Annotated in this window: 16 protein-coding genes; 9 read left to right on the top strand and 7 right to left on the bottom strand. The window is 61.8% G+C overall.

Translation table 11 applies throughout. The annotated features are described in order from the left end of the window. Positions 1 to 59: 59 nt before the first annotated feature. From ABNP46_RS20185 to ABNP46_RS20175, 3 genes are all read left to right on the top strand, one after another. Entirely contained in the window at positions 60 to 626 is a 567-nt protein-coding gene (locus ABNP46_RS20185; protein WP_349920204.1) for an LON peptidase substrate-binding domain-containing protein, read from the top strand. A 133-nt stretch (positions 627 to 759) separates the two neighbouring features. Beyond that, positions 760 to 1,329, top strand: a complete 570-nt coding sequence (locus tag ABNP46_RS20180; protein WP_349920203.1) for a sigma-70 family RNA polymerase sigma factor — start codon at positions 760 to 762, stop codon at positions 1,327 to 1,329. Next, positions 1,322 to 1,966 (top strand): ChrR family anti-sigma-E factor, encoded by a 645-nt coding sequence (locus ABNP46_RS20175; protein WP_349920202.1) that lies wholly within the window; start codon positions 1,322 to 1,324, stop codon positions 1,964 to 1,966. Before ABNP46_RS20180 ends, ABNP46_RS20175 begins: the two co-directional genes overlap by 8 nt. A 61-nt stretch (positions 1,967 to 2,027) precedes the next feature. Here the strand turns inward: ABNP46_RS20175 and bacA are convergent, their stop codons facing one another. The 6 genes from bacA to galE form a co-directional block, all read right to left on the bottom strand. Next, positions 2,028 to 2,843: an undecaprenyl-diphosphate phosphatase gene (gene bacA / locus ABNP46_RS20170; RefSeq protein ID WP_349920201.1), complete on the bottom strand. Its 816-nt coding sequence runs from the start codon at positions 2,841 to 2,843 to the stop codon at positions 2,028 to 2,030. A 203-nt stretch (positions 2,844 to 3,046) separates the two neighbouring features. Beyond that, positions 3,047 to 4,042, bottom strand: coding sequence for an aldo/keto reductase (locus ABNP46_RS20165; RefSeq protein WP_349922596.1), 996 nt, complete (start codon positions 4,040 to 4,042; stop codon positions 3,047 to 3,049). Between the two features lie 75 nt (positions 4,043 to 4,117). Then, positions 4,118 to 5,146, bottom strand: coding sequence for a galactose-1-epimerase (gene galM, locus ABNP46_RS20160; RefSeq protein WP_349920199.1), 1,029 nt, complete (start codon positions 5,144 to 5,146; stop codon positions 4,118 to 4,120). Next, positions 5,143 to 6,291 (bottom strand): galactokinase, encoded by a 1,149-nt coding sequence (gene galK / locus ABNP46_RS20155; RefSeq protein WP_349920198.1) that lies wholly within the window; start codon positions 6,289 to 6,291, stop codon positions 5,143 to 5,145. The genes galM and galK overlap by 4 nt, the downstream gene beginning before the upstream one ends. After that, the gene (locus ABNP46_RS20150) at positions 6,288 to 7,340 is read right to left on the bottom strand and encodes a UDP-glucose--hexose-1-phosphate uridylyltransferase (protein ID WP_349920196.1); all 1,053 of its coding nucleotides are present in this window, start codon (positions 7,338 to 7,340) and stop codon (positions 6,288 to 6,290) included. Before ABNP46_RS20150 ends, galK begins: the two co-directional genes overlap by 4 nt. A gap of 51 nt (positions 7,341 to 7,391) precedes the next feature. Further along, positions 7,392 to 8,405: a UDP-glucose 4-epimerase GalE gene (gene galE, locus ABNP46_RS20145; RefSeq protein ID WP_349922594.1), complete on the bottom strand. Its 1,014-nt coding sequence runs from the start codon at positions 8,403 to 8,405 to the stop codon at positions 7,392 to 7,394. Positions 8,406 to 8,621: 216 nt separating this feature from the next. On the opposite strand from galE, the gene ABNP46_RS20140 reads away from it, so the two are divergent. The 6 genes from ABNP46_RS20140 (at position 8,622) to ABNP46_RS20115 (ending at position 18,994) form a co-directional block, all read left to right on the top strand. Further along, positions 8,622 to 9,626, top strand: a complete 1,005-nt coding sequence (locus ABNP46_RS20140; RefSeq protein ID WP_349920195.1) for a substrate-binding domain-containing protein — start codon at positions 8,622 to 8,624, stop codon at positions 9,624 to 9,626. A 712-nt stretch (positions 9,627 to 10,338) separates the two neighbouring features. Further along, positions 10,339 to 13,392 carry a beta-galactosidase gene (locus ABNP46_RS20135; protein WP_349920194.1) on the top strand — a complete coding sequence of 1,018 codons (3,054 nt, stop codon included), beginning with the start codon at positions 10,339 to 10,341 and terminating at the stop codon, positions 13,390 to 13,392. Between the two features lie 223 nt (positions 13,393 to 13,615). Then, positions 13,616 to 14,602, top strand: coding sequence for a galactose/glucose ABC transporter substrate-binding protein MglB (gene mglB, locus ABNP46_RS20130; protein WP_349920193.1), 987 nt, complete (start codon positions 13,616 to 13,618; stop codon positions 14,600 to 14,602). 54 nt (positions 14,603 to 14,656) lie between these two features. Beyond that, entirely contained in the window at positions 14,657 to 16,177 is a 1,521-nt protein-coding gene (mglA, locus tag ABNP46_RS20125; RefSeq protein WP_349920192.1) for a galactose/methyl galactoside ABC transporter ATP-binding protein MglA, read from the top strand. Between the two features lie 15 nt (positions 16,178 to 16,192). Then, positions 16,193 to 17,203, top strand: a complete 1,011-nt coding sequence (mglC, locus tag ABNP46_RS20120; RefSeq protein ID WP_349920191.1) for a galactose/methyl galactoside ABC transporter permease MglC — start codon at positions 16,193 to 16,195, stop codon at positions 17,201 to 17,203. 57 nt (positions 17,204 to 17,260) lie between these two features. After that, entirely contained in the window at positions 17,261 to 18,994 is a 1,734-nt protein-coding gene (locus tag ABNP46_RS20115) for a methyl-accepting chemotaxis protein (protein ID WP_349920190.1), read from the top strand. A gap of 919 nt (positions 18,995 to 19,913) precedes the next feature. On the opposite strand, the gene ABNP46_RS20110 is transcribed toward ABNP46_RS20115, so the two are convergent. Further along, the gene (locus tag ABNP46_RS20110; protein WP_349920189.1) at positions 19,914 to 20,090 is read right to left on the bottom strand and encodes a hypothetical protein; all 177 of its coding nucleotides are present in this window, start codon (positions 20,088 to 20,090) and stop codon (positions 19,914 to 19,916) included. Between the last annotated feature and the right edge of the window lie 713 nt (positions 20,091 to 20,803).

The following is a 20,803-nucleotide window of genomic DNA, read 5'->3' as shown; positions in this document are numbered from 1 at the left end:
ATGATCTCCTCGCCCCGGGCGGTCGTATCATTAGGTGACATCGACCGAGGATGATTTCGATGAAACTGGCGCTCTTCCCCCTCTCCGCTCACCTGCTGCCCGGCGGCATCATGCCGCTGCGTATCTTCGAGCCTCGCTATCAGCGCATGGTCGCCGAAGCCGAGCGCAGGGAGTTTGCGCTCTGCATGCTGGATCCCCGCCAGCCCGAGGCGCTGCGCAACATGTATCCGATCGCCACCCGGGTGCGGATCGCCGACTTCGATCTGCTGCCGGACGGCCTGCTCGGCATCACGGTGCTCGGGGTGAGCCGGGTGCGGATCACCGATCTCTGGCAGGAGTCCGATGGCCTGCGGGTGGGGGAGGTGGAGCCCCTGCCGCCCTGGCAGACCAGTCGGCTCAACGCCGATCAGCACTCCCTGGCCAAGGCGCTGCAGGATGTGTTCAACGACTACCCGGAGTACGCCGCCCTCTATGTCCAGCCGGACTGGGACGATGCCAGCTGGGTGGTGCAGCGCTGGCTCGAGGTGCTGCCGATCCCGGTGGAACACAAGCAGTGGCTGGTGGCGGCGGAGAACAACCAGCCGGCGCTCTCCTTGCTGAGCGGCCTGCTGGTAGCAAGCCACTGAATCCGGGTGCCTCGTGATCTTTTTCTGGCGGACGTCGTATCTCTTTGCATCTATGGATGGGTGACCACCGAGGCAGGGCGAGATGACATATACTAGCCAACCATCACATGTTCCATTCAGGACCTCGTCCCCCATGGATAATCCCGATGGTGATCTGACCGCCCAGCTGCTGCGGGTGGCGGAGCAGGCCGACAAGGCCGCCTTTGCCGCCCTGTTCCACCACTTCGCGCCGCGCATCCGGGGTTATGGCCTGCGCCACCTCGGCAGCGAGGCCAATGCCCTCGAACTGGTGCAGGAGACCATGCTGCTGGTATGGCAGAAGGCGCGACTCTATCGCCCCGACAAGGGGGCCCCCACCACCTGGATTTACACCGTCATGCGCAACCAGTGCTTCGACATGTTGCGCCGTCGCCGTGCCAGTAAAGAGGATCTCTGTGCCGAGGAGCTCTGGCCCCTGCTGGAGTTCAGGGCGCAGGAGGATCAGCTGAGTGACGGGGAGGGGAGCGTGCTGACGAGCCAGATGGCCCATCACCTCGCCATCCTGCCGCAGGCCCAGCAGCAGGTGGTGCGCGGCATCTACCTGCAGGAACTCTCCCAGCAGGAGCTGGCGGAGTTGCTCGGCGTGCCGCTCGGGACCATCAAGTCGCGGCTGCGGCTGGCACTGCAGAAACTCAAGGAACAAGTGGAGCAAGACCATGATTAAAGCCCATCCCACCCCGGCCCTGCTGCGCGCCTACGCGGCCGACGAGCTGCCGCTGCCGCTGACGGTCGGGGTCGCCGCTCACTGCGAGCTTTGCGCCGAATGTGGCGCCGACGTGAACGTCTGGGAGGCGGAGCTGGCGGCCAGCCATCTGGAAGAGGCGGCCCCGGCCCCCGCGCTGGATGCCGTGCTGGCGGCCATCTTGCAACAGCCGGCCGCTCATCAGGAGGTTCAGGCCCGCCCGGCCACGGAGCTGAGAGTCGGGGATCGGGGCTATCCCTTGCCCCGAGCGCTGGCCCGCTATCACCAGGCGAGCTGGCGGCGTATCGGCGGCATCCGCCACTGTCGCCTGCCGCTGGCGGAACAGGGGATACGGGCCAGCCTCTTGCACGTGGCGACGGGCGGGCAGATCCCGGATCACACCCACCAGGGCTATGAGCTGACTCTGTTGCTGGCCGGCAGCCTGCAGGAGGGGGAGGTGCGCTATCAGGCGGGAGACTTCATCTGGCGGGATGCCCGCCACCATCACAGCCCCCATACGCCGGACGGCTGTCTCTGCTACATAGTGCAGGATGCCCCCATCCGCTTCACCAAGGGGTTGCCACGGCTGCTCAACCGTATCAGCCATCGTCTTTATTGAGCTATCAGACCCATAAAAAAGGGACCCTTGCGGTCCCTTTTTTCATGGCGGCTCGGCCCTGTCAGGCGACGAATACCAGGTAGACGGCGAAGGCCACCACGAAGCGGTAGATGGCGAACGGGATGAAATCGAGACGACGGATCAGCGCCAGGAAGGTCTTGATGGCGATCATGGCGACCGCGAAGGCGGTGATGAAGCCCACCGCAAACATGGGGAAGTCCGCCATGGAGAGAAAGTCCCGGCTCTTGTAGAGATCCAGGCCGCTCGCGGCCACCATCATGGGCACCGCCAGGATGAAGGAGAACTCGGCCGCCGCCTGACGGCTGATCCCCATCAGCATGCCGCCGCTGATGGTGGCGCCGGAGCGGGAGAAGCCCGGCCAGAGCGCCAGACACTGGAACAGGCCGATGCCGAGCGCCTGCTTGTAGCTGATGTCATCCAGGGTTTCGGAGCGCACGGCGGGGCGGCACTTCTCGGCGATGATGAGCAGGATGCCGCCGGCCACCAGGGCGTACATGACGGTCTCGGGTCCGAACAGATTGGCCTTGATCCAGCTGTGGATGGCCAGACCGATGATCACCGCGGGCATCATGCCGAGGATGATGTGTACCAGGGAGAGGGTGGCGTGGCCAGGCGCCGGTTTCTGACCGAAATGAATACCGATCAAGCCGAACAGGCGGCGCCAGAACACGGCGACCACCGCCAGAATGGAGCCCAGCTGGATCACGACTTCGAAGGTGGCAGCCTTGGGGCCCTCGAATCCGAGCAGGTGGCCGACGATGATCATGTGGCCGGTGGAGGATACGGGTAAAAACTCGGTCAGGCCTTCCACTATGCCCAGCACGAAGGCGACAAACAGGGCGTAGGAATCGGTCATGGATCAGGTCTCTTGGTTGATGGTGCCGGATAAAATCAGCCCCGAGCGGAGTCGGGGCAGCCAATGATGGCGGAAAAGCCCGCTGGCAACCAGAGAATATTTTGGCGTCACTCGCTGGTGCTGGCGGGATATTTTGCTGCCATTTTCCATCCCATGATGGCATGGCAATAATTAAGGAAGAATTAACCCTCTCAACATTCTGCTCAATCCATGATGGTCAGGATCTTCTGCTGCAGCTCTGCCTCCAGGGGGGGCAGACTCAGGGCATCCACCGCGCTGACAATCTGCTGCGCACTGCTGGCACCGATCAGGGCGCAGCTCACCACGGCGTCCCGCAGTACCCATTGCAGGGCGAGCTGTGACAGGGCTTGTCCCCGCTGCCTGGCCAGGGCGTGCAGGGCGCGGATTTTCTCCAGCTTGTCCGGGGTGATCTGGTCGGGCTGCAGGAAGGGACTGGCGCTGGCGGCGCGAGAGTCGCTCGGGATCCCGGCCAGATAGCGATCGCTCAGCAGGCCGCCCGCCAGGGGGGAGAAGGCGACCACGCCCACCCCTTGTTCACGGCAGACTGGCAGGGTCTGCGCCTCGATGTCCCGCTGAAACAGGGAGTACTTGAGCTGATTCACGAGGCAAGGGGTGCCGAGCTCGGCCAGCCGGGTCGCGGCCCTGGCGGCAAGCTCGGCGGGGTAGTTGGAGAGACCGATGTAGAGCGCCTTGCCCTGACGGACCATGAGCGCCAGCGTCTGGCAGGTTTCCTCCAGCGGCGTGCGGGGATCCGGCCTGTGGTGATAGAAGATGTCCACATAGTCGAGACCGAGCCGGCGCAGGCTCTGGTGCAGGCTGGCAAACAGATATTTGGCGCTGCCTCCGTCACCGTAGGGGCCGTCCCACATCACATAGCCCGCCTTGCTGGCGATGATGAGCTCGTCCCGATAAGGGGCCAGGCTGCCCTTGAGCAGGGTGCCGAACGTGGTCTCGGCGCTGCCCGGCGGGGGGCCGTAGTTGTTGGCCAGATCGAAGTGGGTGATCCCCAGATCGAACGCCTGATGCACCATGGCCTTCACCCTGGCGGGATCGCTCCCCTCGCCGAAGTTGTGCCAGAGCCCGAGGCCAATGCTGGGCAGACGCAGGCCATGGCGGCCAGCGGGTCGGTAAGGTTGGCGCTGATAGCGGTCAGCGGCGGCCTGGTAGTGCGCATCCATGTCCATCAAGACTCCTGTGTCGATTCGACGCTGATGGCCCCTGGCCCGCTTCCTGAGACACGGGCCAGGGCGGCATCAGCCGGCGGGAATAAAACGGTAACGGGTTTGGTGGTGATAACGCTGGCCCGGCAGCAGCCAGGGATCCCCCAGCGCCGGGCGATTCGGGCTGTCCGGCAACTGCTGCGCCTCCAGGCAGAAGCCGGCGTGATCCCCGTAGCCCCGGCCGGTGCGATCCGGTGTGTTGGCGAGCCAGTTGCCGCTGTAGAACTGCAAGGAGGGCTGATTGGTATAGACCTCCATCGCCAGCTGCCGATCGGCGGAACGCACGCGGGCCGCCCAGGTCTGCCCGGACTTGCCCTGCTGCTCCGCCCCATGCAGCAGATAGGCGTGATCGTACCCCTTGGCCTGCATCTGCTGGGCATGGCTCAGCCAGGCCTGGCCGATAGGGCGCTCGGCGCGCAGATCGAAGGGGCCCTCCACCGGGGTGATGGCCAGCGGCAACCCGCTGGCATCGGTGGGCAGGAAGCTGTTCGCCCGCAGGGTGATGGCATGCTGACGCACATCCCCAGCGGGGCTGTCCCCATCCAGGTTGAAATAGGCGTGGCTGGTGAGGCTGACCGGGGTGGGGGCATCGCTCTTGGCCTCGAAATCGATCACCAGATCCTGCCCCTCCAGCCGATAGGTCAGCGTGACCCGCAGCTGACCGGGGAAGCCCTGATCCCCCGCCGGAGAGACCAGGCTCAGGCTGATGCTGTCGCTGGTCTGCCGAACCCGCTGCCAGCGGCGGCGATGAAAGCCATCGCGGCCGCCGTGCAGGCAGTGGGGGGGCTGGTTGGCATCCAGCTGCCAATGTTGACCGTTTCGGGTCAGTTCGGCGCCGCCGATGCGGTTGGCAAAGCGCCCCGCCACCGCCCCCAGCCACACCTGCTGGGCGGGGTAATCCTCGTCGGCGCAGCCGAGCAGCACCTCTCGTCGCTCTCCCCTCACCAGCAGGCTGAGGGAGGTCAGGGTCGCGCCGAAGTCGAGGCCGCGCAGGCGCAGCCCCGTCTCGTTCTCCAGTTCGAAGGGGATCAGGGGGTCGTGCGCCTGTCTGGCCTGGGTCATAGCCTGCCCGCCCCGGCCTTGGCGCTGCAGACATAGCAATCGGCCTTGAGACCGAAGCGGGCCGGGTATTCGGACTCGACCCTGGCGATCACGGCGTCCACCTGTTCCGGGCGCAGCAGGGCGACGATGCAGCCGCCAAAGCCACCCCCCGTCATGCGCACGCCGCCCTCAGTGCCGATCTGGGCCTTGATGATCTCCACCAGACCGTCGATGGGGGGCACGGTTATCTCGAAGTCGTCCCGCATGGCGGCGTGGGACTCGGCCATCAGTTCGCCGAGGCGCACCAGATCGCCGCTCGCCAGGGCATCGGCGGCGGCCAGGGTGCGACCATTCTCGCCCACCACGTGGCGGGCGCGGCGATAGCTGGTCTCATCGAGCCCCTCCTTGCCTGCTTCCAGCGCGGCCAGATCCAGGTCGCGCAGCGCCTTGACCCCGTAGTGGCGGGCGGCGTGCTCGCACTGCTGGCGGCGGGTGTTGTATTCGCTGTCCACCAGGCCGCGACGCACGTTGGAGTTGACGATGAGCACCGCCAGGTTGGTTGGCATGGGGATGAGGCGGGTTTCCAGGGATCGGCAATCCAGCAGCAGGGCGTGATCCACCTCGCCGCTGGCGGAGATCATCTGATCCATGATGCCGCAGTTGCAGCCGACGAACTGGTTCTCCGCCTGCTGGCCGTTGAGGGCGATCTCGGCCTGACTGATGTCGAGCCCCAGCGCCTCCTTGAAGGCCTGGCCGATGGCCACTTCCAGGGAGGCGGACGAAGAGAGCCCCGTGCCCTGAGGCACGTTGCCGGAGACCACCAGGTTGAGGCCGCGCAAGGCATGACCGCGCGCCTGCAGGTATTTCACCACGCCGCGGATATAGTCGCTCCAGCGCTGATCCGGGTGGTGGGTGATGGCTTCATCCAGGTTGAACAGGTCGCGCTGGTTGCCGTAGTCGGCGGCGATCACATGGACCAGGTGGTCATCGCGCAGGCCGATGGCGACGCAGGTCTCGTAGTCGATGGCGCAGGGCAGCACGAAGCCGTCGTTGTAGTCGGTGTGCTCGCCGATGAGGTTGACGCGGCCGGGGGCGCGCACCAGCAGATCGGGCTGGCGTTCAAACTGTTCTGCGAAGACGGCGCTGACGCGTTGGCTGGGGGTCATGGGGTCACCTCATTGGCTTGCTGCTTGTAATGAATGGGGGAGAGCGCGCGCAGCCGCTCTGCGGCCTGTTCCGGCGTCAGGTCTCGCTGGGTTTCCGCCAGCATCTCGAAGCCCACCATGAACTTGCGCACGGTGGCGGAGCGCAGCAGGGGCGGGTAGAAGTGGGCGTGCAGCTGCCAGGCCTCGGGGCTATCCGTGTTCGGCGGGGCGAAGTGCCAGCCCATGGAGTAGGGGAAGCTGCACTCGAACAGGTTGTCGTAACGGCTGGTGAGCTCCTTGAGGGCCACCGCCAGATCCTGTTGCTGGGCCGGGGTGAGGTCCAGCATGGAGGGCACATGGGCCTTGGGCAGCAACAGGGTCTCGAATGGCCAGGCCGCCCAGAAGGGCACTACCGCCAGCCAATGTTCCGTCTCCACCACGATGCGCGAACGATCCGCCAGCTCCCGCTGCACATAGTCGACCAGCAGCGGGCTGCCGTGATCGGCCAGCCAGGCGCGCTGATTCGCCTCCTCACGGGCTATTTCGTTGGGCAGGAAGTCGCTGCCCCACAGCTGACCGTGGGGATGCGGGTTGGAGCAGCCCATGACGGCGCCCTTGTTTTCGAACACCTGCACCCATTCCCACTGCCGGGACAGCTCGGCCACCTGGCTCATCCAGGTGGTGATCACCGCCTCGATGGCGGGCAGAGACAGCTCCGGGAGTGTCTTGCCATGATCCGGCGAGAAGCAGATGACCCGGCTGGTGCCGCGGGCGGCTTCCAGCTTGAGCAGGGGATCCTGTTCGGTGGCGGCGGCCGGGGTGTCCTGCATCAGGGCGGCGAAGTCGTTGGTGAAGACGAAGGTGTCCCGATAGTCGGGGTTCTGGTCGCCGGAGACGCGCTTGTTGCCCGCGCAGAGGAAGCAATCGGGATCGTGGGCCTGGCTCGGCGTCTGGCTTATCTTCTCGATCTGACCCTGCCAGGGGCGTTTGGCCCTGTGGGGGGAGACCAGCACATACTGGCCGGTCAACGGGTTGAAACGACGGTGCGGGTGATCAATCGGGTTGAACATCATCACTCCAGATAATGAGGTAAGAGAACATCGTGGGGAGCCGGCCTGGGCCTACTCTTCGTAACCGTTCGGGTTGGCGGATTGCCAGCGCCAGCTGTCGGCACACATGGCCGCGAGATCCCGGCTGGCACGCCAGCCCAGCTCGCGCTCGGCCTTGGCCGGATCGGCCCAGCATTCGGCGATATCCCCCGGGCGTCTTGGCTCGATGCGATAAGGCAGGGGACGACCGCTGGCTGCCTCGAAGGCCGCCACCATCTGCAACACGCTCTGCCCCTGGCCGGTCCCCAGATTGTAGGTATGGACGCCACCCCGACCCGCACAGTGATGCAGCGCCTTGACGTGTCCCTCGGCGAGATCCATCACGTGGATGTAGTCGCGTACCCCAGTGCCGTCCGGGGTGTTGTAATCGTTTCCAAAGATGGAGAGGTGCTCGCGGCGACCGATGGCGACCTGGGTCAGGAAGGGCATCAGATTGTTCGGTACGCCCTGGGGATCTTCCCCCATGGTGCCGGATTCATGGGCGCCGACCGGATTGAAGTAACGCAGCAGCGTCATGCTCCACTGGGGTTCGGCGGCCTGCAGATCCTCGAGGATCTCCTCGATGATCAGCTTGGATCGCCCGTAGGGATTGGTGGCGCTGCGGGGGAAGGCTTCCCGGATGGGAGTGCTGGCCGGATCGCCGTAGACGGTGGCGGACGAGCTGAACACCAGATTGTGGACGCCGGCCTGCTTCATGGCCTGCAGCAGGCAGAGGGTGCCGGCGAGGTTGTTCTGGTAGTAGGCGAGGGGAATGCGGGTGGACTCGCCGACGGCCTTGAGGGCGGCGAAGTGGATGACGGCGGTTATCTCCTGCTCGGCGAAGATGCGGGTCAGCAGGGCCTCGTCGCGGATGTCTCCCTCGTAAAACAAGGGCGCCTGGCCGCTGATGGCGGCGATCCTGGCCAAGACGGCTTGCTTGCTGTTGCAGAGGTTGTCCACCACCACCGGCTCCATGCCGGCGGCCTGCAAGGCGAGACAGGTGTGGCTGCCGATATAGCCGCAACCGCCGGTGACCAACACTTTTATCCTCTTCTCCACGTCTGTGCTCCCTACTTGAACAGTCTGAGCAGGAGTCTAGCCGAGGGCTTCATTCCCAAACTGTGAGCGGGGTAACATATTTATGTAAACGATTACACTGATGATGGTGGGCAAAACCCGGGTCATCTCGGTTTTTCCCCTGTTATCAGTGGGATTGCTCGGTATAATGGCCCCGTCTTGCACAGTGAAATAAGTGAAAACAGCATGAGTACCATCAAGGATGTCGCCCGTTTGGCCAATGTTTCGGTGGCAACGGTTTCACGGGTGATGAACAACTCACCCAAGGCCAGTGCCGCCTCCCGCGAGGTGGTCCAGAAAGCCATGGCCGAGCTGGGTTATACCCCCAATGCCAACGCTCGGGCCCTGGTCAGCCAGACCTGCGATACCATGGGGGTGGTGGTGGGTGACGTGGCCGATCCCTTCTTCGGTGCCCTGGTCAAGGGGGTCGCCGGGGTGGCGGTGGAGCAGGGGTTACACCTCCTGATGGGTAATGGTTTTCACAAGGCGGAGCCGGAACGAGCCGCCATCGAGCTGTTGATCGGCAAGCGCTGCGATGCGCTGGTGGTCCACAGCAAGGCGCTGAGCGATGAGGAGTTGATCGATTATGCCCAGCGCTCCCCCGGCATGGTGCTGATCAACCGCGACATTCCGGCGCTGAAGGGGCGCTGCATCTCCCTCAACAACCGCCAGGGGGCGGCGACCGCCACCCGCCATCTGCTGGATCTGGGACACCGCCATATCGCCTTCGTCAGCTCGGATCACGCCATCGAGGATGCCATCTTGCGTCATCAGGGCTACCAGGATGCCCTGCTGGAGGCGGGTATCTCGGTGGATCCCGAACTGGTGGAGAATGGCGTGCCGAACGAGGAAGGGGGCGAGCGGGCCATGCTCAACCTGCTGGCCAAGGGGCTGCCCATCACGGCTGTGGTGGCCTACAACGATGCCATGGCGGCGGGAGCCATCTCGGTGCTGGCGGACAACGGCCTCAAGGTGCCGGAAGAGGTCTCCGTGGTCGGTTTCGATGACATCATTTATGCCAGATACCTGAGACCCAAGCTCTCTACCATGCGCTACCCCATCGAGCTGATGGCGGCCCAGGCGGCCAAGCTGGCTCTGCAACTGGCAGCCGGAGAGAGCGAGGCGGTGGCGAGCCGCGTCTACACGCCGACCCTGATCAACCGCCACTCGGTCGCCCCGGTCAGGCTCTGACCCCGGTGTGACAGGGGGCACGCTGGTCGATAGGGCCGCCCCTGCACGGCATATCGTGGATCCATCTCCATCTGCTGACTCCGGCCAGCCTCTGACCTAGTCGCTCGTCAGAAGGCGCGAGATCGGTAGCATCTGCGGCTGCACGAGACATCACAGATCAATCACCACCCGATGGAGCGGTCAGATACTGATCTCTCCTCTCGCCAGCAGACACAGGACTGGCAATGTCTGCGTCTGCACGACTCGCGGATCAATTTCCATCCAGTGACCCTGGCCAGGCCTGACCCCGGTGTGGCAGGGTTATGTGGCTGCTGGCATAAATCATCCCTGCATGCTCACCCCTGACCCACAACCCCGGTGATATCGGCCAGACACTGAGCTTGTTTTCAACACGAAGGCGGGCGGTGCTATCCCCTGCGCCCCATACCCAGACTCGCGTCATGCTTCGGGTTGCACCGGGGTGAGGGCGCGGCTCCCTCTCTCTACTTCAGGCCCTCTTCCACCCCCTGTTTCCCTCCTTTTCATCCGTCATCGGTTATCTCATGACGCAGATCTGGTTTTTACTTATCTTTAATCGTTTTTACCTCGTTTTACTTAACATTTGCAGTGTAATCGTTTACACCTGTGTGAGCGGGATCGCCGTTTCCCGAATCAAACTCTCCTACACTGCAGACGTTTTCATAGACACGACTCAATGCAGGGAGAGATAAGGATGCTCAGGGAGATCTTGGCCCGTCAGGATTGGCAAACCCAGGCGATCACATCCGTCAACCGGTTGCCTGCCCACACCCCCTTGTCCAGCTGGCGCAGCGAGGCGGATGCCCGGACCGGGATCCCGTCCCCTTCGCGCCTGCTGCTGGATGGCGACTGGCAGTTCTCCTTCTTCGATGCCCCCGAGCAGGTGCCGTCGGAGTGGATCGAACAGGACCTGGCGGATGCCACCACGGTGCAGGTTCCCGGCAACTGGCAGTTGCAGGGCTTCGATCGCCCCATCTACACCAACATCAAGTATCCCTTCCCCTGCGATCCCCCCAGGGTGCCTGCGCAAAACCCTACCGGCTGCTACTCCCGCACCTTCAGCCTGCCCGCCGACTGGCTGGCTGAAGGTCAGGTCCGCATCACGTTTGATGGGGTGGACAGCGCCTTCTATCTGTTCTGCAACGGCTGCTGGGTCGGTTACTCCCAGGACAGCCGCCTGCCCGCCGAATTCGATCTGACCCCCTTCCTGCAGGCCGGTCAGAACCGGCTGGCAGCCCTGGTGCTGCGCTGGTCCGATGGCTCCTATCTCGAAGATCAGGACATGTGGCGCATGAGTGGCATCTTTCGCTCCGTCACACTGCTGCATAAACCGGAACGCCAGCTGATGGACGTGCGGCTGACTCCGGTGCTGGATGCCTGTTACCGGGATGCCCGCCTCAAGCTGGAGGTGCAGGCGAGTGTCGGCGCCGGCCTTCTGGTGGAGGCGGCCCTCTATTTCGGCGACGCCCTGGTGGTGAGCAAGCGCCAACCCCTCGGCACGGCACCCATCGACGAGAAGGGGGCCTTTGAGGACAGGAGCGAGCTGTGGCTGGAGGTGCCCGCCCCCCACAAGTGGAGCGCCGAGACCCCCCATCTCTACCGGCTGACCCTGGCCCTGCTGGACGAGCAGGGTGAGTGCATCGAGTGCGAGGCCTATGACGTGGGCTTTCGGGCGGTGGAGATCCGTGGCGGCCTGCTGCGGGTCAACGGCCAGCCCCTGCTCATTCGCGGCACCAACCGCCACGAGCACGATCCGGCCCTCGGCCACGTGGTGACCCCCGCCGCCATGGCGCTGGATCTGCGGCTGATGAAGCAGAACAACTTCAATGCGGTGCGCTGCTCCCACTATCCCAACCACCCGGAATTCTATCGGCTGTGCGACAGGCTCGGCCTTTACGTGGTGGACGAGGCGAATCTGGAGACCCATGGCATGACCCCCATGGGGCGGCTGGCGCGGGACCCCGCCTGGAGCGGCGCCTTCCTCGAGCGGGTGACCCGCATGGTGGCGCGGGACTTCAACCATCCCAGCATCATCATCTGGTCGCTCGGCAATGAATCCGGCTATGGCCCCGCCCACGACGCCATGTATCAGTGGGTCAAGGGGAGCGACCCGAGCCGCCCGGTCCAGTACGAGGGGGGCGGCGCCGATACCCCGGCCACCGACATCATCTGCCCCATGTATGCCCGTACCCATCAGGATCAACCCTTCCCGGCGGTGCCCAAGTGGGCGCTGGCCAAGTGGATAGGCCTGCCCGGCGAGACCCGGCCGCTGATCCTGTGCGAGTACGCCCATGCCATGGGCAACAGCCTGGGAGGCTATGCCGAGTATTGGCAGGCGTTTCGCACCCATCCGCGTCTGCAGGGCGGTTTCGTCTGGGATTGGGTGGATCAGGGGCTCGACAAGCTGACCGATGACGGCCGCCATTTCTGGGCCTATGGCGGCGATTTTGGCGACACCCCCAACGACCGCCAGTTCTGCTGCAACGGGCTGCTGTTCCCGGACAGAAGTCCCCATCCCTCCCTGGCCGAGGCCAAGCGGGCCCAGCAGCTGTTCGAGCTGAGACTGGTGAGCCAGCAGCCATTGGTGGTGGAGGTGGTGAGCGACTATCTGTTCCGTGCCACGGACAACGAGCGGCTGCACTGGCAACTGCGAGAGGATGGCCGCGTACTGCAGGAAGGTGAATGCCCACTCAGCCTGGCTCCCCAGGCTGGCGCGGCGCTGACCCTGCTGGCATCGCTGCCGGCCTTTGCCCCGGGGAGCCTGGTCTCGCTGGACCTGGCCATAGTGCAGCCCGCGGCCACGGCCTGGGCCGAGGCGGGCCACGAGGTGGCTCGTCAGCAGTTTATTCTGCCATCCCCCCTGGCATTGCCAGTGGCATTCCACTGCACGGCCTTGCTTGAGCAGCCGGATCATTGGCTTGCTGCCGCTGCAGGCAGTGAATGGCAACTGGACAAGGTGAGCGGCCGTATCCGCAACTGGCGCAAGCAGGGGCGGGAGCAGTTGAAGGAGGCCATCGCCGATCACTTCTACCGGGCGCCGCTCGACAACGACATCGGCACCAGCGAGGCGGATCACGCGGACCCCAACGCCTGGATTGCCCGCTGGCAGGAGGCTGGCCTTAACGGGCTGCAACACCGCTGCCTCGGCATGACGGCGAGCCCGGAGCAGGGGGTGATTGTGGTCACCCACGGTTATTTCGCCGATGACAGCCTGAAACTGCTGACCCGCTGGCGCCACGCCTTCTCAGCCGATGGGGCCATGCAGCTCGCCATCGAGGTGGAGGTGGCCCCTGGCATGCCTTCTCTGCCCCGGATCGGCGCCAGGCTCTGGCTGGTGGACGAGGTGATGACGGCAACGGATGGGGTGAGCTGGCTGGGACGCGGCCCCCATGAGAACTACCCGGACCGGCTGCTCGCCGCCGATCAGGGCCGCTGGCAACTGCCGCTCGATGGGCTGCACACCCCCTATGTATTCCCGACCGACAACGGGCTGCGCTGCGACACCCGCCAACTGCAGCTGGGGGATATCGACATCCAGGGCCGCTTCCATTTCAGCCTCAGTCGCTACAGCCAGCAGCAACTCGCCCTGGCCCGTCACCAGACCGATCTGGTGGCCGAAGGGGGATTGCACCTCTGCCTCGATGGCTTCCACATGGGGATCGGCGGGGATGACTCCTGGAGCCAGAGCGTGCGACCGGAATATTGGCTGCGGCCGGGGAGCTACTATTGGAACTGTGTTCTACGCTGAGTCTGGCCCGCCAGAATAGGCGATAAGCGTCACTAGAGCCCCATTGGTTTGTATTGCATTGATTTTTAAGCGTTTCATGTCTATGTAACAGAGTGTAAACGTTTTCATTTTGTTGTCAGGATCACAGAACATTGGACAACAAATTGATTACATTAGGCTGGCGCCAGCTCAGATGGTGTACAGCATTCCCTACAAAAACAGATATAGAGATCGGAGCATAACAATGAAAAAACTCACGACAGTCGCCACCCTGCTGATGGGACTGATGGCGGGAGCCCAAGCCCAGGCTGATACCCGTATCGGGGTCACCGTCTACAAATATGACGACAACTTCATGGCCGTTGTGCGCAAGGCCATCGAGAAGGAAGCAACGGCCAACCCGGATGTTGAGCTGTTGATGAATGACTCCCAGAACGACCAGTCCAAGCAGAATGACCAGATCGACGTGCTGTTGGCCAAGGGCGTGAAAGCGCTGGCCATCAACCTGGTCGACCCGGCGGCGGCCTCTGTCGTGATCGAGAAGGCGCGTGCCGACGAGATCCCCGTGGTGTTCTACAACAAGGAACCGAGCGCGGCGGACATGGCCAGCTATGACAAGGCCTACTACGTGGGTACCGACTCCAAGGAGTCAGGCATCATCCAGGGCCAGCTGATCGCCAAGCACTGGAAGGCACACCCCGAGTGGGATCTGAACAAGGATGGCGTCATCCAGTTCGTGCTGCTCAAGGGCGAGCCGGGCCACCCGGATGCGGAAGCCCGCACCACCTATGTCGTCAAGACCCTGAATGACGGCGGCATCAAGACCCAGCAGCTGCACATGGATACCGGTATGTGGGATACCGCCATGGCGAAAGACAAGATGGACGCCTGGATCTCCGGCCCGAACGCCAACAAGATCGAAGTGGTCATCGCCAACAACGACGGTATGGCGATGGGGGCTGTTGAATCCCTGAAAGCCCAGGGCAAGAGTGCCATTCCGGTGTTCGGCGTCGATGCCCTGCCGGAAGCCCTGGCCATGGTCAAGAGCGGTGCCATGGCGGGTACCGTGCTGAACGATGCGGCCAACCAGGCCAAGGCGACCTTCGACCTGGTCAAGAACCTGGCTGAAGGCAAGCCGGCCGGTGAAGGCACCAACTGGAAGATCGACAACAAGATTGTGCGTGTTCCTTACGTGGGCGTGGATAAAGACAATCTGTCCCAGTTCGAGTAATTCCCTCCTCCCGGGCAAGGGTCACCCCCTTGCCCTTCGTTTCAACCAGATGTGATGGCTGATATGACAACACGGCAACAATCAGAATGGCTGTTGGAGATGATTGACGTCAGTAAGAGTTTCCCTGGCGTCAAGGCACTCGATAAAGTCAATTTACGGGTCCGTCCTCATTCTGTGCATGCGTTGATGGGCGAGAATGGCGCGGGGAAATCCACGCTGCTCAAGTGCTTGTTCGGCATCTACGAGAAGGATGAGGGCAAGATCTTCTTCAAGGGGGAGGAGATCAACTTCACCTCTTCCAAGGAGGCGCTGGAGAACGGCGTTTCCATGGTGCACCAGGAGCTGAACCTGGTGTTGCAGCGCACCGTGATGGACAACATGTGGCTCGGCCGCTACCCCACCAAGGGCTGGTTCATCGATCACGGCAAGATGTATGAAGAGACCAAGCAGATCTTCGACGAGCTGGACATCGACATCGATCCGCGGGTCAAGGTCGGCACCCTGTCCGTCTCCCAGATGCAGATGATCGAGATCGCCAAGGCGTTCTCCTACGACGCCAAGATCGTCATCATGGATGAGCCCACCTCCTCCCTGACCGAGAAAGAGGTCAATCACCTCTTCAAGATCATCAACAAACTCAAGGAGAAGGGCTGCGGCATCGTCTACATCTCCCACAAGATGGAAGAGATCTTCCAGCTGTGTGACGAGATCACCATATTGCGGGATGGGCAATGGGTAGCGACTCAGCCGCTCAAGGGCATGACCATGGATCAGATCATCGGCATGATGGTCGGCCGTGAGCTCACCCAGCGCTTCCCGGAGAAAACCAACCAGCCGAAGGAGGTGATCCTCGAGGTCGAACACCTGACGGCGAAGAACCAACCCTCCATTCAGGACGTGACCTTCAACCTGCACAAGGGGGAGATCCTCGGCATCGCCGGACTGGTGGGGGCCAAGCGTACCGACATCGTCGAGACCCTGTTCGGCATCCGCGATCGCAGCGAGGGCACCATCAAGCTGCACGGCAAAGCGGTGGCGAACCATAATGCCCACGAGGCGATCCAGAACGGTTTCGCCCTGGTGACCGAGGAGCGTCGCTCCACCGGCATCTATTCGCGTCTCGACATCGCCTTCAATTCCCTGATCGCCAACATGGACAGCTACAAGAGCTCCATGGGGCTGCTCAGCGACAACAAGATGAAAAGCGATACCCAGTGGGTCATCGACTCCATGCGGGTCAAGACCCCGACCCAGCAGACCCAGATAGGCTCCCTGTCCGGCGGCAACCAGCAGAAGGTCATCATAGGCCGCTGGCTGCTGACCCAGCCCGAGATCCTGATGCTGGACGAACCGACCCGCGGTATCGACGTGGGGGCCAAGTTCGAGATCTATCAGCTGATCCTGGAGCTGGCCAAGAAGGACAAGGGGATCGTCATCATCTCGTCCGAGATGCCCGAATTGCTGGGGATCACGGACAGGATCATGGTCATGAGCAATGGCCGGGTCGCGGGGATCGTCAACACCAAAGAAACTGACCAGAGCGAGATCCTGCGCCTGGCATCTCTGTACCTATAAGACAGGAAGGCATTTATGGAGTCGGCTAAAAATTTCAATCTGATGCAGGCGCTCAAAGAGAACGGCATCTATGTGGTGTTGCTGGTGTTGCTCATGGTCATCGTGATCAAGGAACCCTCCTTCCTGAGCCTCACCAACCTCAGCAACATCCTGACCCAGTCCTCGGTGCGGGTCATCATCGCCCTCGGGGTGGCAGGCATTATCATCACCCAGGGGACGGATCTGTCGGCTGGCCGTCAGGTCGGTCTGGCAGCGCTGATTGCGGCGACCATGCTGCAGGCCACAACCAACATCAACAAGGTGTTCCCAAGCCTGGGAGAAATCCCCATCCCGGCGGTGATCCTGCTGGTCTGCGTCGTGGGTGCGGTGATTGGTCTCATCAACGGCCTGATCGTGGCCTATCTGAACGTGACCCCCTTCATCACCACCCTGGGGACCATGATCATCGTCTACGGCATCAACTCCCTCTATTTCGACTCCGTGGGTGCCTCGCCGGTAGCGGGTTTTGATCCCCGTTTCTCCAGCTTTGCGCAGGGTTTTATACGGATAGGGGGCTTTAAACTATCGTATCTGACCTTCTATGCGGCCATAGCTAGTATCTTCGTCTGGGTTCTGTGGAACAAGACTCGCTTTGGCAAGAACATCTTCGCCATCGGCGGCAACCCGGAAGCCGCCAAGGTCTCCGGCGTCAACGTGGCCGTCAACCTGGTGATGATCTATGCCCTGGCCGGTATCTTCTACGCCTTCGGCGGCATGCTGGAAGCGGGCCGGGTCGGCAGTGCCACCAACAACCTTGGCTTCATGTATGAACTCGATGCCATCGCGGCCTGTGTGGTGGGCGGGGTATCGTTTGCCGGTGGTGTGGGTACGGTGGCCGGGGTCATCACCGGTGTGCTCATCTTTACCCTGATCAACTACGGTCTGACCTACATCGGGGTCAGCCCCTACTGGCAGTTCATCATCAAGGGCGGCATCATCATACTGGCGGTGGCGCTGGATTCCATGAAGTACGCCAAGAAGAAGTAAGCATTGCGAAGAGGGCTGGAGCAATTCCAGCCCTCTTTATTTGGAGGGATCCATCCCATGCCGTTCAAAGTCAAAATCAACGTCCTGCTGCTGCTCGCCATCCTGGCCACCATCGGTACCGCCTGGCTCAGCGTCAATCACTTCATCAGCAACTACATCCGCACCCAGGCCACCCAGAACATCAACGAGCAGATCACCCTGGTCAAGGAGAAGCTGGCGGGAGACATCAACCAGCGAGTGCTGCTGGCGGCTAACCTCAACCTCGGGGTCACCAGCGTCAAGAAGGCCCTGCAGGAGACCGGCTTCCACAACATCGTCAAGCTGGTGGGAGACATGGCGTTCGACGTGAACGGGGTCATTGACGACAGCGCCAGGGTGGAGGCCCTGCGCAAGCTCATCCCCGCCGCCAACAACCAGATCACCGTGAGCCCGCTGGAGCAGCTCGACGGCAAGCCGGTCATCTCCATCCTGGTGCCCAGGGGGGCGGATTCGGCCTACCTCTATTACCTAGACATGAGCGAATTCAAGCACCTGCTTGAGAAGGTGAGCGGGGAGGGGCGCTACTTCTCCCTGACCGACAGCCAGGGCAACGTGCTCCTTGACGGCAAGCCAAAGGGGGAGAGTGAGACGCGTCCCAATTCGCTGGATATCCGTGGCAGTCAGTGGACCCTGACCGGCTACGTGGATCTGGACCATATCCAGACCATGACCCAGGCCCTCAACGGCAAGATCACCATGGCCCTGCTCGGGGTGGCAGTCCTGGTGCTGATTATTTCCGTGGTGGCGCTCAATCTGGCCTACCGCCCCATCCTCTCACTGCGGGATCTGGTGCAGGAGCTCTCTCAGGGCAGCGGGGATCTGACTCGCCGCCTGGCGGTCACCAGCAAGGACGATCTGGGCCAGATCTCCGCCGGCATCAACCGCTTCATCGAGCGGCTGCAGGAGATGATGGGAGAGGTGAGCAAGGCTAGCGGCCAGCTCAACGAGGGGATCTCGGATCTCGCCAGGCAGACGGGCTCGGCCCAGGGGTTGCTGGCGGAACATGTGCGCGAGACGGAACTGGTGGTCACCGCCATCAACGAGATGAGCCGTACCGCCATCTCGGTATCGGAGAGTGCGGCCAGCACGGCCCAGCTGACCGGTCAGAGCCAGCAGCTGGCGAGTGAGTCACGACTGGTGGTGGACAGAGCCATGAACAGCGTGACCGCGCTGGTGGCGGAGGTCGAGACCACCGCCAGCTCCATCGCTGCCATGCAGCAGGATGTGCAGCAGATAGGCTCCATCCTCGGGGTCATTGGCGGTATTGCCGAGCAGACCAACCTGCTGGCCCTCAACGCGGCCATCGAGGCGGCCCGGGCTGGAGAGCAGGGTCGCGGTTTCGCCGTGGTGGCAGACGAGGTGCGTTCTCTCGCCGGGCGCACCCAGCAGAGCACCGCCGAAATCCAGACCATGCTGAGCCGGTTGCAGCGCGGCACCCAGACGGTGGTGGAGGCCATGGGCAACACCCGCCAGAGCTGTCAGGATGCGGCGCAGAATACCAACAAGGTGAATGCCTCCCTGGATGCCATGGCGGGAGAGGTGGTGGAGATCAACGATCTCATCAGCCATATCGCCACTGCGGCCGAGGAACAGAGCGCGGTGGCGGAGGAGATCAATCGCAACATGAGCGCCATTGCCGAGGTGATCACTCAGCTCAAGGGTAACGGCGAGCGGACGGTGGACAGTTCGGCGTCCATGCAGCGCACCTATGACAGGCTGAGGGAGATAGTGGGGCACTTTCGCCTGCAATGAGCGGCAGCCATGACCGTTGGCAGTGAGATTTTATCGGTGAGGCATTAAGAGGCTGGTCGGGGTTGCCCCGGCCGGCATATCGGAAAAACCAGAAAACGGGCAAAAAAGATGGGGGCGACTTGCGTCGCCCCCGATAGTCTTATCGCTCATGTCCTTGAACGAAGTTGCTCCCTGCAATCCCTGACTATACCTCTTCCTTTAGGTTTCCCCTTCCCAATCCTTTGGGGTGTCCTTTAGCCATCATGGCCTGACGAGTCATCCATTCCCGTCGCACTTTCTCCGTCCTGGGAGGTGTCCTTTACCACTTCCTGTGGTGAGTCCATTTGCCCAACCCTGGCAGCCAATCGTCCTGATCGACTTCATTGCGTCCGTGCAGGAGTAACTATAAGGATTTCGCGGGGGACGACAACGGCATGCTGAAAAACGTTTTTACTCAACTCGTTTCTCAGGAAACAAAGAAAGACTTATATCTTTATTTATCAATAAATTATTGTTTTTTATGGCAGGTTTTTCGATCCGTTATTCCGACTATGGCGGGATCTTGTCGGGAGTCTGACTTACGCATGCAATGGCGAATGTCTCACACGCCATTTAACTGGGGTTCAGGAACCTGACAAATGGCGGAGTCGTTTGCGAAGGAGAGCCGGAACGCCAGCCATCTGACCCGAGTCGCAGCACCAGGCCATTCCTCCCAAAGGGCACCCGGCTAGCCTTCCCGAGAGAGGAAACCATCTTGCAAGGAATGGTGACACGGAGAGGGCCAGAGACTTGCCCATCAACGGCGGTGAGCGGGAAACGCTGGCCCCGATGCCTGTGGCGAGCTCTGATGGTCTGGATGAATGAAGGTATACGCGGGGAATGATGGCGCTCGCGGGGAGCTGGCCAAGAGGAGGAAGAAACCTCCCCTTGGGCTCAGGGGTTAATAGTGCTGGCTGCCGCCATGCCATTGGCACACATATTCGGGTACCAGCATCTGGGGAGCCTGGCCGACATGACAGACCACCAGGGGAATGGCGGGAGCGCCCTGGGCGCTGACCAGAGTCGGGGTGGCAGGCAGGACCAGGGCGATGAGCAGAAACAGCGATTTGATCTTCATGGATATCTCCTTGGTGACAGGACTCGGTGTGATCTGAATCACTTTTTGAGTTAAGTCGAGGTGGGGGACGCCGCAAGGAGGGACGATAAATTCAACTAATGAAAAAAGTTTAAAATCGGGTCGCCATCATCGGGTTGAAAAAAGCACCGTTCGGATGCGAACAAAATGCATATCCATATAAATGACATAGGACGAATCTTGTCATTTGGAGTACTGGGAAGGCGGCTTGGCGTCATTGCCATGATCTTGGACAAGAAACTGATTATGCAGGCTCGGTGATGCGAGCGACTATTTATGTGGAGGCCGGGCGGGATTTTTTTGGCGATCCATTCACTCTTCATCATAGAAAATTCAATTCATCTGTAATTTGCTTTTATCTGGTTGATTTTGTTCTGTATTTATTATCTGGCATTTCCCTTTGTAGATATTTCACGTGAATGAAAACGGTCTCTAATTGAAATAAACAAGGTGTTTTTTGCTTATCGATTCGGATGGGGTGAATGGCTAAATGCCAGTTATGTAAACTCCATCAAAAATTAACTCATGGTTTTATTCAGTTCGGATTGAATGTGATCAATGTCTAAGTTTGCAGTGATTTGCAGGCCTAATCTCTGCGTCGAAAGGCAAGGGCAGGATAGAACACAAGCTGAGTACCCTACATAAAGAATATCCCGCCTTAGCCACGAGCCAGAATAGAAGGAATCTATTCAATC

The sequence above is a fragment of the Aeromonas veronii genome, assembly GCF_040215105.1.
Classification (GTDB): domain Bacteria; phylum Pseudomonadota; class Gammaproteobacteria; order Enterobacterales; family Aeromonadaceae; genus Aeromonas; species Aeromonas veronii_G.
The sequence above is the reverse complement of the archived record's forward strand: the minus strand, read 5'-3'. Positions and strand labels throughout refer to the sequence as shown.

Coding starts and splice junctions, on each gene's coding strand:
- ABNP46_RS20185 (WP_349920204.1), top strand. CDS start 60: ATGAAACTGGCGCTCTTCCCCCTCTCCGCTCACCTGCTGCCCGGCGGC.
- ABNP46_RS20180 (WP_349920203.1), top strand. CDS start 760: ATGGATAATCCCGATGGTGATCTGACCGCCCAGCTGCTGCGGGTGGCG.
- ABNP46_RS20175 (WP_349920202.1), top strand. CDS start 1,322: ATGATTAAAGCCCATCCCACCCCGGCCCTGCTGCGCGCCTACGCGGCC.
- bacA (WP_349920201.1), bottom strand. CDS start 2,843: ATGACCGATTCCTACGCCCTGTTTGTCGCCTTCGTGCTGGGCATAGTG.
- ABNP46_RS20165 (WP_349922596.1), bottom strand. CDS start 4,042: ATGGATGCGCACTACCAGGCCGCCGCTGACCGCTATCAGCGCCAACCT.
- galM (WP_349920199.1), bottom strand. CDS start 5,146: ATGACCCAGGCCAGACAGGCGCACGACCCCCTGATCCCCTTCGAACTG.
- galK (WP_349920198.1), bottom strand. CDS start 6,291: ATGACCCCCAGCCAACGCGTCAGCGCCGTCTTCGCAGAACAGTTTGAA.
- ABNP46_RS20150 (WP_349920196.1), bottom strand. CDS start 7,340: ATGTTCAACCCGATTGATCACCCGCACCGTCGTTTCAACCCGTTGACC.
- ABNP46_RS20140 (WP_349920195.1), top strand. CDS start 8,622: ATGAGTACCATCAAGGATGTCGCCCGTTTGGCCAATGTTTCGGTGGCA.
- ABNP46_RS20135 (WP_349920194.1), top strand. CDS start 10,339: ATGCTCAGGGAGATCTTGGCCCGTCAGGATTGGCAAACCCAGGCGATC.
- mglB (WP_349920193.1), top strand. CDS start 13,616: ATGAAAAAACTCACGACAGTCGCCACCCTGCTGATGGGACTGATGGCG.
- mglA (WP_349920192.1), top strand. CDS start 14,657: ATGGCTGATATGACAACACGGCAACAATCAGAATGGCTGTTGGAGATG.
- mglC (WP_349920191.1), top strand. CDS start 16,193: ATGGAGTCGGCTAAAAATTTCAATCTGATGCAGGCGCTCAAAGAGAAC.
- ABNP46_RS20115 (WP_349920190.1), top strand. CDS start 17,261: ATGCCGTTCAAAGTCAAAATCAACGTCCTGCTGCTGCTCGCCATCCTG.
- ABNP46_RS20110 (WP_349920189.1), bottom strand. CDS start 20,090: ATGAAGATCAAATCGCTGTTTCTGCTCATCGCCCTGGTCCTGCCTGCC.